Source organism: Rhizobium sp. 05N430 (assembly GCF_056396985.1).
Genome location: NZ_JBFTMO010000015.1, coordinates 25,013 through 40,126 on the forward strand (window position 1 = coordinate 25,013; position 15,114 = coordinate 40,126).

Below are 15,114 nucleotides of genomic sequence, written 5' to 3' on the forward strand. Positions count from 1 at the left end.
AGTCAGGTGCCGCCCGTCTTTTCCCTGGTGCCGGCCTTGCCTTCGGTGATGGCGGCAACCACGTCCCGCTCTGCCTTCGTCAGAAGCTCCTGGGGATCGACCAGCAGTACCATCCGGCCATCGGCCTCGATATGGGCGATGCGGTCGAAGACATCCGTCTGTTGAGAAGCAAACTCGGGAGCTACGGAAACGGCCGCCGCCGGCAGGGCCTTGACCTCCGACACGGTATCGACGACGAAGCCGGCCTGTAGCTTGCCGATCGTCACCACGATGGCGCGCGCGGCGGCTGTCTGCATCGAGGCCGGGCTGTCGAAGCGACTTCGCTGATCGATCAGGGGAACGGCCCTGCCGCGCAGGTTGATGACCCCGATAACGAAGGCAGGCGCTCCTGGTATGCGAGTGACATCGAGTGGCACCCTGATGACTTCGTCCACCGAGGCGATCGGAATGCCGAAGTTTTCCTCGCCCAGCTGAAAGATCAGGACTTGTTCCACTGCATCGTCCGCTTCAGGCGCTGTGTCCATTGGTGCGGCTCCTGTTTTCTGGCCGATGACCCTCGCGACCTCGTCGTGAGCGAAAAGCTTTTCCGGTGACAGGATCGAGATCAGTCGTCTGCCATCCGCAATCCGGCCGATCGCCGCAATCTGGCCATCGCCGCGCCCACGCTGCAGGACTTCCGGCACGGGATCGATGGCCTGCTCGGGCAGGCGATAGATGACGTCCATCGCGTTGACGACAAGACCGAACAGATCACCCTCATGCTGGACAACCACGACTCGTGCATTTTCCGCTGTCGATCGGGTGATTTCCAGGCCCATCAGCGAGGCGAGCGAGACCAGAGGCAGGAGGCTATTGCGCAGGGACATAAGCCCCATCACCGCTCCCTGTCCGTTGGCAAGGACCGCGACGTCGTTCGGCATGATAGCCACTTCTCTCACGTGTTTGAGCGGCAGTCCGTAAAGCTGGCCGGCGACGTGAAACGACAAAATCGGCGCCAAAGTCACGCTTGCCTGGCTGCCTGCATCGGGTGCGATAGAGCCCGTTCGCCCCGCCTGCGCACGCCGCGTGGTCTTGAACGCGGCATCGAGAAGACCGCTCAAGCCCTCGAGCGGTGCTGCGGTGGTTTCTTCCGAAAGCGTGAGCACGTCATCGACGAGCAGGCCAACCGCTCCACCGTGATCATAGACGATGATCTTGCCGTCGTGAGGGGAAGCGCTATCGTCGCCGCTTAGGATCCGCCCCATCGACAGGATAGGTATCGGGCGGCCGCGCAGACTGGCAATGCCACTCAGGGCCGCGGGAGCGTTCGGCACCCGGGTGATGTGGCCGGCCCTGACCACTTCCAGAACCCGATCGGCGTCAATCTCGTGGCGTCTCTGTCCAACCCTGAACGCAAGCCGGCGTCGCAGGTCCGCCTTCGGGGGGGAGCTTTCCATCGTGTCAGCTTCCAGACATCTGGAGTTCGTCGGCCAGCGACGCGATCTCCTCGACGGCCGCTGCCAGGTCTTCTGCCCCGCGGGACTGCTGCCGTGCCGCGGTGGCGGCCTGCTCCGAGGCTGCGCTTGCTTCCTCGGCGACGGAGGCGATCTGCTGAGTGCCGACCTGAACCTGCTTGGCCGCAATGAGAATTGCCTGCGCGGCTTCCAGGATTGTGGCATTGCCGCGCACCGTCGTCTCGATATCGGCTTCTGCTACGGACAGAAGATCGACGGTCAGCTTGCTCTTGGCGATCTCCGCCTCGGAAGCCACCATAATCGCTTCCAGCTCGCGCTGGACCACGAGGATCTGGATCTGGATCGACCGGACAATGTCCTTCACGCCATCGATATTTTCTGCTGCGTCCTGGGCGAGCTTGCGGATATCGGTAGAGACCACGGCAAAACCGCGGCCCGCGTCGCCGGCTCTCGCCGCTTCCACCGAGCCGCTGACGGCCAGCATGTTGGTCTGGACGGCGACAAGCACCATCCGGTCGACGGTGCGTTCGATCTGGAAGCCGATTTCGCCGAGCAAATTAAGGTCTGACAGTGCGTTGCGGGTTTCTGTCAGGGCATCGGAGATGCCGGATGCAAGACCCGTCAGGCCCGTTTTGTTTCTTGCCAGCAACGCCTTGATTTCCTGAGCTCGCTCGCTTGCGTTTTCCGCACTGACCTGGGCCTGTGAGGCGCTTTTCTCGATCTGGACCATCGCGGCGTTGGCCTGCTGCGTGGCGGCCGCTTGGGCCTCAGCGCCGCGGCTTATCTGCTCGACGGCGATCAGGATCTCGCTGGCGGCGCCGGAAAGCTCTTGGACGGTCGCGGAAAGTTCCTCGGCGGCCGAACTCAGTTCTTCCGCCCGTGAGGCCCGGCCCCCTTCATTCATGAGCTCGTCGGCAAGGATGGCTAGCGATTGGGCAGTCTTTTGGCTTTCCTCCAGCGCCGAACTCTGCTGCAGGACGGAGCGTTGCGCCTCACTGGCCGCCGCGGACTGTTGCTCTGCGGCTGCCGCCACCGTTTCGGCACCTTTCTGCGCCTCGCGGGTGGCCATCTCCGCCTCGACAGCGGCGATGAGGATAGTCTGGCTGCTCTGCGACAAGGAGGTCAGCCCCGAGCGGACGGCGTGCAGTTTTTCGGCGACCGCCCGTCCCGATACCGTTTGTTCCCGCGCCTTAGCCGCCGCAGCGTTCATGCGCTCGGTAATACGACGGACCCCGTCGACAATGGTCTCGGCATGCTGGTTGACGTTACGCGAACTGCGTTCGGCGACTTCCGCCAGCAAACGGACTTCGTCGGCAACGACTGCAAATCCCCGACCTTCTCCACCGGCGCGGGCGGCCTCGATCGCGGCATTCAAGGCCAAGAGGTTAGTGCGATCCGAGATATCGGTAACAGCGACCGTGGTCGCGGCAATCTTCTCAGCCTGAGATTGAAGTCTTTCGATGATGGCAACGGATGCGATCTGTCGCGAAGCGTTCGTGTCGATGGCGGTGACCGATGTGTCGATCTGTGCGGCGGCTTCCAGCACTGAAGCCTGCAGCCTTTCGGTCCGCGCCCGTGCAGCCTGGGCTTCGGACCGGGCATCACCGAACCTTGATGAAAGTTGCGTGGTTGCGGAGAGGGATTCATGGGCAGCCCCTGCTGCTTCTTCAGCGCCGGTAGCAATCTGCTCGAGTGCGCGCTGGAGTTGCTCGGCTGCCGCTGCCGCCTCGGCGACACCGGTCGACAATTCTTCCGTTGCAGCACCAATGCGCTCGGCCGCCTTCTGCTGGCGAACGCGGGTGCGATCTTGAGAGCGGCGGGAGGCCGCCGATTTGTCGCCAACGGCGGTTGCCGCCGGAGCGGATGTTACCAGTTTGCTGGAGGCCGGCTTTGCGCCCAGTTGGGAGGTCTTGACCAGTGCCATAGGATTTCCGTTGTCTTTGGGCCTCGGATGCGCGCCCACGACGGAAGGCGCCGAGCAAGCACAAGGCAGCTAACTCACTTGATTTTTATGGCTTAAAGGGCTTGGCAAAGCAATCTCTCTTGCCCTGCTAACGGACCAGCTCGCGGATATGGTTTATGACGTGACTGACGTCACAAGATTTGGCAGAAATGGAATTCCGGCCGGAAGGCCATTGCTGGGAACCTTGAGGAAGCCCGACGCCACCATGATCGCCATTCCGGAAGGGAGCCATGCACGACCTTGGCCAGCCCCAGCCGTTTGAAGAGCCAGGCATGTCGATGCCAGCTAAGATCGCTTCGATATCTGGGCAGTCATTCAGAACCGCCGGTGCTTCATCCGCGGTCGCCGTTTCCAAGCTCTTCCATAAGGTTCATGCGGATTAGGAACTCGTCCTCACTAACCGACACAAGATTTGCGTCAGTGGCCATGCCGAGATCGCACCCAAGATTGAAGTGGGTAATTTGCATTGGAAACGCCAAATCATCCAAACGGTTCGAGGTGGGTAAATACTTTCATAAGGGACGTGGTCGGCTGTAGGCTATAGGCTCACCACTGTGACAGGGGCGGGCCTTATTCGGTCTTGGGGAGCGGGGAATGAAACAGTACAGTTGGACATTAATGACGCCGGGTTCGCCGCCAGTCGTCGGGCTTGGTGATGTTGATGAAATCGAGCATTCCCTTTCTCTGATGACCCTGCCAGGACTTTCCTCGCCCAAGGCGCTGATCGACCACCTCCAGAAAAACGAAGATGCGAACGGTGCGGCAGATTTTCTCCGCGGCTCCGGTACGATCGAAGCGTGGAGCTTTGCCTGGATCCTATCTTCGACTAAGTCCCACCGCCCAAAGCTAAGAAGTGATCTGGCCGTCATCAATACCCGCCGACCTCATCATATGGGAATGTTGGAAGCTGGGGAGGTGTTCGGCGGCTTAGCAAAACATGATGGCGCGAACCCCATTTATTTTCAAAGCCCTAGGAACATACAGAGGGTGAGACTGTTCTCACCCTGATCACTCGACACACAAGTGTACTCAGTCGTGATGACCTCTCGGTCTTTGTCGAGTGATTTCCTGTATCCTCAACTATAGCGTCACCGTAAAAGGTGGCGCTTTTTTGTTGGAACCATCGAATGCAATCGTGGTTGTAAGCAGTGGACGTCGTTAGAATGCCCTCCTGACGCGTCCGCGCGCTGTGACCTCAACCGCAGCAGAACCCTTGCGGTTGCAGCCGTAAGGGTTTTTCCTTTGAGTCGCCCGCCCAAACGGGCCGGGGCTGCTAGCGTTACAGCATCGTTTAGGTTGTCGGGAGTACCATGCGGGCGCTGCGGCACGTTAGCCGATAAATCAAACGCGCGCGCGGGACTACCGGTCGCGCGCAGTGCGTTCATGATGGCGCATGATCGTGTAATAGCCCGATAGCTCCGGTATCATCCCGGCCATTGCATCGAAGCGCGGATCGTCTTCCCGCAATTCGCCCGCATATTTCGCCTGGAGAAACTGGGCGTGCGCCGCCAGTGCGTCCTCCTCGGCACGGTGCAGGATGGTGAAAACGGGAGCGGGAACCGTCTTGCCCTTGACGATGACACGGTCGAGCTCTGCGATCGTATACCGGCCGCTCACCAGGGATGCGGTGGTCTCGCCAAGCAGCAATGCAACGCCATAATTCTTCGAGGCGCCTTCGAGGCGCGAGGCAAGATTGACGCTGTCGCCGAGGCAGGAATAGTCGAAGCGGCGGGTGGAGCCCATGTTGCCGACGACGCATTCGCCAGTGTTGATGCCAACGCCCATCTTGAGGACATGCAGCTGCATGCCGCTGGCTTCGGATTCGGCCTCCAGCTCCAGATTCAACTTGGCAATTTCCTCCTGCATGGCCAGCGACGCGACGACGGCATGCATCGCGTGATCGGGATCGTCGAGCGGCGCGTTCCAGAAGGCCATGATGCAGTCGCCCATATATTTGTCGATCGTGCCGCCATGGTTCATCACCACTTCAGATAGTGGCGTCAGTAGCCGATTGATCAGCGCGGTCAGCTGTTCGGGATCGTCCCTCAGCGTCTCGGCGATGGTCGTGAACCCGCGCACATCGGAGAACAGGATCGAAAGGGTTCGCCGCTCGCCGCCGAGCTTAAGCTGCGAGGGGTCTTCAGAGAGGCGCTTGACGAGGTCGGGCGAGAGATATTGCGAGAAGGCGCGGGTGATCTGCAGCTTGTTGCGCCGCTCCTCGGCGAAGTCGAATGCCGTCTGGCCGAAGACGACGGCGATATAGGCGATTGACGGGCCGAGCGGCGAAACGAAGATATGGCCGAAGCGGATGCCTACGAAACTTGCGGCCGAGAAAAGGCAGACGGCAGTAACGGCCGCCGCCATCGCTAGCCAGCTGGTCGAGCGAAGGACGCTTGCAGCTGCAAGCACGGCGGCCACAAGGATCACTAGGGCGACGAGTGGTAGTCCGGCTTTTTCGATGAAGAAACCGTGGACGATGTTGTCGTAGATCGTCGCCTGGATTTCGACTCCGGCGACCAGCTTGCCGGTGTGCACTGTATAGGGCGTCGCGAATGTATCGGCGCCGCCTTTGTCGATCTCAGGCGCATTTTGTAGGCTGAGGCCGACCAGGACGATGCGATCCTTGAAAAAATCCGGAGGCAGAAAATTCTGCGGGTCAAGCGCCTGATAATAGGACACGGTGGGATAGCTGCGAGACGGTCCGAAGGACTGGATCATCGCATTTTTTGACGTCTTCATTGGCGTCCTGCCAGCTGCAGCAGCCAGCGTTACGGCAAATCCGTCCTTATAGGACGGAATGGTGCGGAAGATGCCGTCGCCGCCGAGATCAATTGAGGCGATCCCGGTTCTTGCGCCGGCAGCGGTAAATTGAGGCAGTGGCGTGGTGCGAATGAGCTGGTCTGCCTGCGGCGCCTGGATCAGCGTCTCGTCGCCGGCCAACACGACATCGGGGCCGACAGCTGCGGTCACCGCGCCGTCGTTATCAGGCGACGAGGGTTCAGCCATGATGATATCAAGCCCGACAGCCTTTGCGCCCGCAGCCCGCAGGGCGGTGATCAGGCGGGCGTGCAGACTGCGTGGCCACGGCCATTGTTCGTTGATCTGCGCCAGTGCCGGCTCGTCGATCGCGACGATCACAGGCGCTTCCTCGGGTGGCAGCGGATCATCGACGGTCGAGAGATAGTCGAAGCTCCTGAGCTCCAGCAGCGACCATGCCGGCAGACGCGAGAGCAGCGAAATCGCCACCAGTGTCACCAGTACGAGGACGGCTAGTCTGACCGGACGGCTGGAGACGGGCCAGCCGGTTGGGCGGGTGGATTGTGTCTTTCTGCCCGGCATCAGAAGCGGATCTTCAGGCTGCCCTTGACCGCGCGGCCCCAGCCTGGAACACCAGGCGCCACCTCGAAATCTTCGTCAAGAAGATTGAAGGCCGAAGCTTCGAGGGCAAAGCGCTTGTCGATCGGCTCCCAAATCAGGTTGGCATCAAGGGTCCAGTAGTCGTCGAGCACCTCGGGGCCGAGGATGCCGCCATCACCTTGACGCTCTCCGGTATAGTTCGCTGCAAGCGTTGCCTTGACGTTGGCCTCATTGACCCAGGTCAGAGCGAGTTGCCCGCTTCTCTCCGGAATGTAAGGCAGCGCCTCGTCAAACCCGATGCTGCCAGCATCCTCGTTCTTCGAATGAGAATAGGCCACGGTTGCTGAGACACCGAATCCATAAAGGAGGGCGACGTTTGCGGTTGCGCTAACGCGATCGACATTTGCTTTGCTGATGGTCAAGCCACCCGGAAGATAGGGGAGAAATGGACCGCCGACCGGGTAGGCCAAATCGAGGTCACGAATTTCCTGATGCTGGTATTCGATGCTAGTGAACAAGCGTTCAGTCCATTGCGCGTCCCACTGAAGCGCGATCGTATCGGTGTATCCGTCGATGCCCGAATAAGGTTGATTGGGTTGAATGCCAACGACGCCGATCGGCGACAAGGTCGGGGAGCCCATATCATAGCTTTGCCGCATGAAAGCAGCGCGCAGCCATTGGCCGTCGAGCGGCGCCCAGGCAATGCCCAGGCGTGGCTCAAGCCGCTTCACATCCGTCGAGCCGCCGTCTATGGCCGTTCCGAAGAGTGCGTATTCCGCCTTTAGGTTTGGTGTGATGTCGTGAAGCAGATCGACGTAGGCTCTGCCGATTCCTATCCGCTCGTCGACCGATGTCCCAAGCAGCGAATCGTCGGCTTTAATATCGACGAACCCGCCCTCTATGCCGTAGCGCCAGGTCAGATCATCGACGCCGTAAAGATGGTTGATTGCTGCGACGTAATTGCGCTGCAGACTGTCTGCGATGCGCGGCGGTGGGGCGATGACTTCCTGCTCTACGTTTTGCTCGGTGCTGGTGTAGAAGAATGCGGCATTGACGACGTTGCGATAGCCGAACGTATGGCTCCAGCCGATACCCGCGGCTGTGGATTTCGTATCGATATCACCGCTCTCGTTATAGCCCGCAGCCGGAAAGTCGATTGCCTGGTCAAGCTTGCTGTCGGAGTGGTTGGCGTAAAGCACGAACCGGTCGTCCGGATTTGGCGTTGCCGTAAGATAGCCGTTGCCGGAAAGGCTGCGGATATCCCCATCAAGGCTGCCGGGGCTAGCGAAAGGGGTTGTCAGGAATGAACCATAGTCACCGCCGTAAGGCGTCTGTTCCCATTTCAGGTTCAGATAGCCGCTGACCGGGAACGGCTCGTTGGCAAAGCCCTGCAGTTCAGCCTCGCCGATCGGCTTGGTTTCACCGGAGGAGTTGATCACGCCGCCGCCGATCGAGCCTTCGAGGAACGGTCGGCGTAGTAGATTGGCCGAGCGCGAGCGGCCGGACAGCATGTGCGGGTCAAGAAGCAGGCCCTGCAAGAGCGCCGAAAAGCTGTTGGAGTTCAGCTTGTAGAGATCGATCTCGTCGTCGAAGATCTCGTTAGTGGCGAAGGGGCGAATATTGCCGCGGATAGACTGGTCAACGTAGCCGCTGCCGGCGAAGGGATCGAAGACCGCGTCGCCGTAATATCGGCCCCAAGCATTCAATCCGCGCAGGCGGAAGGCGTTATTGAGCGTTGAGCCGGCATCCTGATTGGCGCCGAGCGAGCCGTAATGGCCGCCGCGCGCCTTCGACCGCCGCAGGAACTCCTGGGCGTAGTCCAGCGCGCCATCGGAGTCGTAGTCGTCGATGGCAACGGCTGTGCGGAAGGAGGAAATGACCGGGTCGTTCCTGTCCAGTCTGTCGGCATTGTCGAGCGCTTGTTCGGATAGAACACGGTCGCCCTTTTCGTAGTGACCGGCAGCGAGCATGAGCTGCGCCTGGGAATGCGCCGGATTGGCGGTCGAGGAGGCCAGCAGGTCGTCGATCGCCTTGTCCATCGCGCCCATCTGCAGATAGTAGCGGCCGCGGGCCAGGAGGGCGATGTCGAAGGCCGGGTCGGCGGCGAGCGCCAGATCGATTTCGAGCTTTGCTTCCTTCATCCGCGACTGGTCGAGATAAAGGATCGCTAGATTGGCGTGGCCGATAGGATCGTCGCGGTCGAGTTCGATGGCACGTTTCAGCGCCGCTTCGGCTTCGCGCGCTGCACCACGGGCATTCTGCAGCAAGCCGAGGTCGTTCCAGGCCATGGAGGAGCCGGGGGCCACCTTGAGCGCGGCATTCAGATCGCTCAGTGCTCCCTCGAGATCGCCCTGATAATCGGCGCGCATGCGGGCGCGGGCCTGCAGCGCATTCGGATCGTCCGGGTCGATCGAAAGCGACCTGTCGATCGCCTCCTGCATCTGGACGCGATCGTTGATCAGCAGCGCCAGCTGCGCGCGCAGGGCAGGGAGCGTCGAGTCATCGGGATAGCGCGCTTCGGCCGCCTTCATCGTTGCGATCGCAGCCGGAATATCTTCCAGGAAGCCTGCCGTATAGGCTTTCATCACGGCGGCGTAGGGGCCGGTGACATTGGCCGGTGGATGTTCGTTGCGGGATGGATCCTGCAGCGAGCGGGCGTAGTAGCCGCCATAGGCGGCGATGCTGCGGCGGAGCGGATCGAGGCCGCGTTCGGCTCTCACGAACATTTTCGCCGCCTCGCTGTAGCGCTTTTCGGCGCCTGCAATCAGCGCCTCAATGAGATCGGCACGGGCGCGTTGTGTTGCGGACAAGCGTAAGGCACGCGCTCTCGCAAGCGAGTTCAGCGCCTTCTGCCGGCCGTCGAGCGATATCTGTATTTCCGCCAGCGTCAGCCAGTCTTCGGCGTTTCGCGCCTCCTCGGCCTTGTCCTCGATACGGCTGCGTTCGCGGCGCATCGTTTGCACCGGCAGGGGGGAGGCCGGCATGAAGGTGAAGCCGCTGCGCAGCGTCAGGTAGAACAGCATCTGCTCGCGATCGTCAGGCGTGACGATGACGAGCTTGCGTGGCGCTTGGCCAATCGTCGCCACCGCGCCTTCGCCTTCGGCTACCTGCACGCTGCCATAGTCGTTCTTCAGCTCGACCTGGCCCTCGAGCACGATCAGCGAAGTCTGGTCGCCCTTGACCGTCAATGTCCAGTCGGTGCCGCGGATGGCGGCGGCCGCCGCCGGCGTTTCCACCGTCAACCCCGTGCCGCCGCGCTGGGCGCGGGCCCACATGGTTCCGGATTGCAGGTTGAGAACGGTGTCGCCCTGCCGGGCCATCTGCTTTACCTGGAGCGCCGAGTTGCGGCCTAGGCGCACCTGGGTGCGATCTGCGAACAGTATAGCAAGCTGGCCGGTCGCATTGGTGCGCAGCACGTCGCCGCCAAGCAGATCCTGGTGAAGATCGACATCCTGCCAGTTGGAAAGATCGACGAAGCGGACTTCCTCGCCCATCTTCCGGTCGATCACCGATCCGGCAGCCGGCTCAGCACGAGACAGCGGCTCGGCACCGGCCGGCAGCGCAGCAACGGATGCGGCCACCGTCAACACCATCATGGCGGACATGGAATGTGTAAAGCTACCCCTCATAGCAAAGCGTTTGTCCTCGCCGTCGCGAAAAGTCAATAGAAGTTGTACCGCTCATCTTGCTTTGGCGGCTAAGTGTAATATCAGGGAGACACTTGACGGTGGAGATGTTTGGGTGAGCGATCTTGAAGGTGCTACTGAGTTGATGGAAAGTTTTCCTTCGACGAATGTCATAGGATCGGAATATTTTGATCATATCAAGAAGATAAACGATATCTTCTACGACCAGATCAAGATATCTGATCAAAAGGCGGCTTACATCTTCACCTTCATGCTTGCGTTCCTCGTTAGCTCGGGGGATGTCAGGGCCGTCTTTACATGGACGCGCTATGTCGGTGGCGATCCAAAGACACTGCTGTTCTCCGGGCTTCTGGCTGCGGCATCGGTCTTCTCGATTCTATCGGCGATACTCGTCGTGTTGCCTCGTCACGTGAACAAGTCGACTTCGATGTTCTGGGGAAGCTGGGGCAAGCACCGGCAGCTTTTCTGGGAAGCGGCTGCGCGCCACGACCAGCGTTACCTCTTTGCCGAGTATCTCGACAACGCTGATATTCTCTCGGCGATCGCTCGCGGCAAGTACCGCTGCGTGACGCTCGCCTTCCGCGGACTGATGGTGACTGTAGTCGCCTATGTGATGTTGCTTATTGCGGCCTGATAGTCTGCGCGTGACGGTCCCCCAGCGTACTGCTTAAAGCCGGTCTCCTGAAGTGGTCTCGTACCATCCGTTCAATGGTAGGCCAAAAATCGGCCATGGCCGTCGCTATCGAAGGACCATACCGCTCCATCACGCTATGATCGTTGAGGCCGCTCTCGTCCTAGGTTCGACGCAGAGCGATCTCGCTGCCAAAGCAGGCGTATCCTATAGTTCGCTGCGCCTTTTCAAGGAAGCTGGCAAGATCTCGATCGAAGCCCTGGTCAAGATTGCTTTCGTGCTTCGTGCCGAAGTCGAATTCGGCCAGTTGTTCCCCCCGCAGGCGCCCAGAACCATTGATGACGTCATCGACCGGCCACTGAGGAAAAGGGCGCGTAATCGTGAAATTCGAACCTGTCAACAAATGGCTGTGATGATTGATCTGGAGGGGCGGTCGCGCAAGCTCGGTACCTTGGCGTGAAGCGGCACCGAGAGGCGAAGCAATTTCGAATATGCGCCCGACATTATAGCCATGCCGCTGCTGATCGCCAAGGCAGCTTCGATACCAGCACGAATTGCGAACGAGATCATCAACGAGCTTCGAGCAACCGTGGGCCGTTGGCCCGCCTTCGCCTCCGAAGCCGGGCTGCTTTTATCCCGGTTGAAGGAACTAGGCCGCATATTGAACAGCCGATGAGGTTTCTGGAAGCAACCGAGGCTGACCAACCAGACAATAAACGTTCCGGCATCTGGCTCGCGGCATAGAGCCGTGGTTCATTCGTATTTTATTAAATATGTCTGCGAATACTCCTGTCTGAAAGACGATCTATTCGGGTCGCTGCGAGTTCATCTCGTGACCACGGAGCGAAACTGACATGTATCAGCGCACAGTTCTCATCGTTGAAGACGAATTTCTCATCAGGATGATGTTGGCAGACACCCTTAGGGATGAGGGTTACGACGTTGTCGAAGCCGAAAATGTCCTTGAGGCAATCGCGGCTCTCGCTCGGCGCAAGATCGACGCCGTCGTTACGGACATTGATATGCCCGGTGGACTGAGCGGGCTCGATCTGGCCGGGATGATCTCGTTGACCAGCATGCCCGTTCCAGTGATCATCGCTTCCGGAGGTCATTGCCTGCGCCCTGACGAGTTGCCTGGCGGAGCAACCTTCATCGCAAAACCCTATCGGCTGGAAACCATTGTCTCGATGGTTGGCGACATGACGGCAATCCTTGATTGCAGGGTAGGCGGAATGCGAAAACGGGCTTTCTGAAGCGCGTCAGAGTATGAGCATTGGGATTGAGCAAACCGGTGCCAATTGATAATCTATGAAATTATTTAGAACCTGAGCGTGGAATACTCTGCATGCAACCCTGAGACTGCGCACTGGGACAGCACCTGCGAGAATGGATGGATAGCCGCGTTCGGCCGGAGTTTTCAGAGCGAGTTATACCGATCGATGGCGCTATCCCTACGCGGTGGGCCCACTTACATATTCCTGATCGCCGCAATGTAGCTGATGCGATCGCCGTCCACCGCGCTCGTTCAGGGATTAGCAGTTGTGGCGCGTAACATTCAGGATTTTCAGGGAACGGTACTTGTCGGTTCGTGGCGAGCCTAAGGAACTGCCATAAAGATTTGTGAGAGGCGGCGGCAATCACAGTATAGCCCGGCTGGGATGGAGACTCGCATGCCCAATCCCCAGCATCTGCCTAGAGAGAACTGATGAATACACAAGGAGCACCCGCTCCCAACGCATCCGGTGTCACACGATCACTTCGACGGAATCGGAATGGTCTAAATCGGCGCTTGCAAGCAAGTACGCGACCTGCCAATCACGCTGGATAGCTCCTCCAGTTGCTGGCAGCCAGTCGGGTGGAAGTTCGAGGGCTGATGCATAGACGGTTGAACGGCTGGATAACCCCTAACCGCAAATCTCAGCGCGCAGCCATTTTCTCGCCGAAGTCTCTTGTGATCTTTTCCGCTGGAGGATGTCATGAAAGAATACGACCACCGATACGTCGAGCTCACGGCCCACCTCAGATCGGTCGAGGCGTTTTGCGATTTTCTTTCTCAAGGAGGCACGGTCCGCATTGCTGAGCGAGATGGCGGCCCGCTTATTGACGTGACAAATCACGTGGTCGAGAAGCATCGACGCCAAGCTGACGGCCTGCGGCAGACCCGGCGGCACTTGTTCCCCGAAAGAGCGGATGAGGATTTCCGCTCCGAGCTCTACAGCAGCCATTAACTCACGGGTCGGGACGGCTCGAGCCTCGCGGAAGGTAAAGAATGATGCCAGGATGGGTGGGCGCCTTTGCAGTGTTTACAGCAATAGCGCTGATGGTTACACAGCGTCCTGCCGCAGCAGAGAATGTGCTGGAGCGAGCGATCGGTGACGCACAGCCGTGCCGGGCGCTTAAGGTAAACGCATCGAGCTTTGGCATCAGCGTTGAAGTTGGCGTCGACAAGCTAGATTATGTGAAGATCGAGAGACTCGACGTGTCCGTGAACGGTGACCTTGCCGAGGCAAAAGCCCGGGGAACCTTGGCTTGCAAGACATCAGACAATACTTTGGTGCAAGGCGGGTTTTCGGCAACAGCTGATGTCAGCCTGCATTTCGATCTATCCACCTGCAAAACCACGGAAAGCTCGTTCGAGATCATCCGCACCAGTGGCCCGTTCGGCGATATCGTCCAAGGTTTAAAAGATGAAATCGCTCAAGCGCTGCTTCGGGGTCTCCAACGCAACGTGTCCAAACTCTGCCAAAAGTAGTTGTGACGACGATGGCGGTACGGAGCGGGGGGGATCCTCATATCGCACCGCAGATCAAGAACCTCAGGTGAGGCGTGCTAATCCCGCTGGCTCCTTTTGGACGCGTTGCGACAGAGGGCATGGCCGATCCGCAGAGGCATTGCCGAAGCTGCCCTTAAGGCCGCCGTTTCGGAGGGCCGTAAAGGCATAGCGATCAAGGGCGATTTCGCCTGGCTCGGTGGGTACCTGCAACCAGGCGCCAAGCGCAGTTGCGTGGACGATCGAGGCAGACTGGCCCCTCGAGCTTGCTATATAGATAGTGTAAAGTGCGAGATTGGTTAGCCACACGCGTCTCGGACGATGGCTAGTTTTCCAGAAGTTAACCGGGTGGATTCGCTCGAGAGGACAAAGTGCAAGATATTGAGCGGGGAGCGGCCGATTCTGGAAGATCTGCGGCGTGAGCTTCGCTAGCCGCCCAACCAAAAATCGGGAGATTAACGCGTTGAGAGCGATAGTCATCGAATGGGAACCATTGAATGCCGGCGAAATTTATGTCGCGCATTTTCCGGAGCCATTTCCCATGTCCGATGCTGACTATGCAGCGTTCGAGACCTTGTTCAAAAGCTGGCAGCGCCGACACTGGGACGGTATCGGAGAGACTAGAGTGGATGAAAAAGAGGGACCACTGGCGCTTGTCCGTGGTTTGCGGTTCCTTGGCTATAGCGTCGTCAATAGGGGCAGGCTCCCGCCCGGCCTATAAGACCCAGTCGACGTATCGTTCGCGCCTGCCTCCGTCACTTGCCCGTTAAGAAAATACAAACTCACTAAGCCGGAGGCTAGTCGCCGAACTGTCGAGCATGGCCCGAGATACAGTTAGATCGGGTGCGATCTCTCCAGCACCGCCAATTGCGGTGCTGGAGAACAGTTCGAGACGATCTCAGTCTCGGTGTTCAGGCATTTGCTTGAGCTGATCCTTGGTCCAACTGGTGACGGCGTGAACATCGCCGTCCTCGTCTCGCATAAACTCGAGATCCGAAATCGGAACTGCGACCGGCTTGGCGCCAATGCCGAGGAACCCGCCAACATCGATCACTGCGGATCCGCCGGCGCCGCCAGCAGCATGGATGTGATCGATCTTGCCGACCTTATGATCATCGACGCCATAGATCGTGGCACCTTCGAGAACGGCGGGCGTCAACTCGGATGCCGTCAGCCGTACGTGGTTTGTATGGTCCATGATTATTTCCTCCTTAGTGGAGGATAATCAAATCGGTGACCAAATGTTCCGGCATCAGTTGAAGATTGGCGACCAGCGGAGAATTCATTCTTCA

The 15,114-nt window shown here is 59.3% G+C and carries 11 protein-coding genes; 6 read left to right on the plus strand and 5 right to left on the minus strand.

The window, feature by feature from the left end:
- Positions 1-2 precede the first annotated feature (2 nt).
- Complete coding sequence (locus AC1DJO_RS24005) at positions 3-1,436, minus strand: chemotaxis protein CheW (protein ID WP_112386804.1); 1,434 nt, start codon at positions 1,434-1,436, stop codon at positions 3-5.
- A 4-nt stretch (positions 1,437-1,440) separates the two neighbouring features.
- Positions 1,441-3,378, minus strand: a complete 1,938-nt coding sequence (locus tag AC1DJO_RS24010; protein WP_112386805.1) for a methyl-accepting chemotaxis protein — start codon at positions 3,376-3,378, stop codon at positions 1,441-1,443.
- A 633-nt stretch (positions 3,379-4,011) separates the two neighbouring features.
- Between AC1DJO_RS24010 and AC1DJO_RS24015 the strand changes: the two genes are divergently transcribed.
- On the plus strand, positions 4,012-4,425 hold the full coding sequence (locus tag AC1DJO_RS24015; RefSeq protein ID WP_112386806.1) for a hypothetical protein: 414 nt from the start codon (positions 4,012-4,014) through the stop codon (positions 4,423-4,425).
- A 351-nt stretch (positions 4,426-4,776) separates the two neighbouring features.
- Here the strand turns inward: AC1DJO_RS24015 and AC1DJO_RS24020 are convergent, their stop codons facing one another.
- Positions 4,777-6,756: a CHASE2 domain-containing protein gene (locus AC1DJO_RS24020; RefSeq protein ID WP_112386807.1), complete on the minus strand. Its 1,980-nt coding sequence runs from the start codon at positions 6,754-6,756 to the stop codon at positions 4,777-4,779.
- Complete coding sequence (locus AC1DJO_RS24025) at positions 6,756-10,403, minus strand: FecR domain-containing protein (RefSeq protein ID WP_112540851.1); 3,648 nt, start codon at positions 10,401-10,403, stop codon at positions 6,756-6,758. The genes AC1DJO_RS24020 and AC1DJO_RS24025 overlap by 1 nt, the downstream gene beginning before the upstream one ends.
- Before the next feature lie 112 nt (positions 10,404-10,515).
- Between AC1DJO_RS24025 and AC1DJO_RS24030 the strand changes: the two genes are divergently transcribed.
- From AC1DJO_RS24030 to AC1DJO_RS24050, 5 genes are all read left to right on the plus strand, one after another.
- Positions 10,516-11,055, plus strand: a complete 540-nt coding sequence (locus AC1DJO_RS24030) for a Pycsar system effector family protein (RefSeq protein WP_112540852.1) — start codon at positions 10,516-10,518, stop codon at positions 11,053-11,055.
- Positions 11,056-11,191: 136 nt separating this feature from the next.
- Positions 11,192-11,512 carry a hypothetical protein gene (locus AC1DJO_RS24035; RefSeq protein ID WP_442208318.1) on the plus strand — a complete coding sequence of 107 codons (321 nt, stop codon included), beginning with the start codon at positions 11,192-11,194 and terminating at the stop codon, positions 11,510-11,512.
- 394 nt (positions 11,513-11,906) lie between these two features.
- Complete coding sequence (locus AC1DJO_RS24040; protein WP_112386810.1) at positions 11,907-12,305, plus strand: response regulator; 399 nt, start codon at positions 11,907-11,909, stop codon at positions 12,303-12,305.
- A gap of 723 nt (positions 12,306-13,028) precedes the next feature.
- The gene (locus tag AC1DJO_RS24045; protein WP_112386811.1) at positions 13,029-13,280 is read left to right on the plus strand and encodes a hypothetical protein; all 252 of its coding nucleotides are present in this window, start codon (positions 13,029-13,031) and stop codon (positions 13,278-13,280) included.
- Positions 13,281-13,372: 92 nt separating this feature from the next.
- Positions 13,373-13,804 (plus strand): hypothetical protein, encoded by a 432-nt coding sequence (locus tag AC1DJO_RS24050; protein WP_477973265.1) that lies wholly within the window; start codon positions 13,373-13,375, stop codon positions 13,802-13,804.
- A gap of 916 nt (positions 13,805-14,720) precedes the next feature.
- Here AC1DJO_RS24050 and AC1DJO_RS24055 read toward each other — a convergent pair.
- Positions 14,721-15,020, minus strand: coding sequence for a PRC-barrel domain-containing protein (locus AC1DJO_RS24055; RefSeq protein WP_112386813.1), 300 nt, complete (start codon positions 15,018-15,020; stop codon positions 14,721-14,723).
- Positions 15,021-15,114: the final 94 nt, after the last annotated feature.

Coding starts and splice junctions, on each gene's coding strand:
- AC1DJO_RS24005 (WP_112386804.1), bottom strand. CDS start 1,436: ATGGAAAGCTCCCCCCCGAAGGCGGACCTGCGACGCCGGCTTGCGTTC.
- AC1DJO_RS24010 (WP_112386805.1), bottom strand. CDS start 3,378: ATGGCACTGGTCAAGACCTCCCAACTGGGCGCAAAGCCGGCCTCCAGC.
- AC1DJO_RS24015 (WP_112386806.1), top strand. CDS start 4,012: ATGAAACAGTACAGTTGGACATTAATGACGCCGGGTTCGCCGCCAGTC.
- AC1DJO_RS24020 (WP_112386807.1), bottom strand. CDS start 6,756: ATGCCGGGCAGAAAGACACAATCCACCCGCCCAACCGGCTGGCCCGTC.
- AC1DJO_RS24025 (WP_112540851.1), bottom strand. CDS start 10,403: ATGAGGGGTAGCTTTACACATTCCATGTCCGCCATGATGGTGTTGACG.
- AC1DJO_RS24035 (WP_442208318.1), top strand. CDS start 11,192: ATGATCGTTGAGGCCGCTCTCGTCCTAGGTTCGACGCAGAGCGATCTC.
- AC1DJO_RS24040 (WP_112386810.1), top strand. CDS start 11,907: ATGTATCAGCGCACAGTTCTCATCGTTGAAGACGAATTTCTCATCAGG.
- AC1DJO_RS24045 (WP_112386811.1), top strand. CDS start 13,029: ATGAAAGAATACGACCACCGATACGTCGAGCTCACGGCCCACCTCAGA.
- AC1DJO_RS24050 (WP_477973265.1), top strand. CDS start 13,373: ATGGTTACACAGCGTCCTGCCGCAGCAGAGAATGTGCTGGAGCGAGCG.
- AC1DJO_RS24055 (WP_112386813.1), bottom strand. CDS start 15,020: ATGGACCATACAAACCACGTACGGCTGACGGCATCCGAGTTGACGCCC.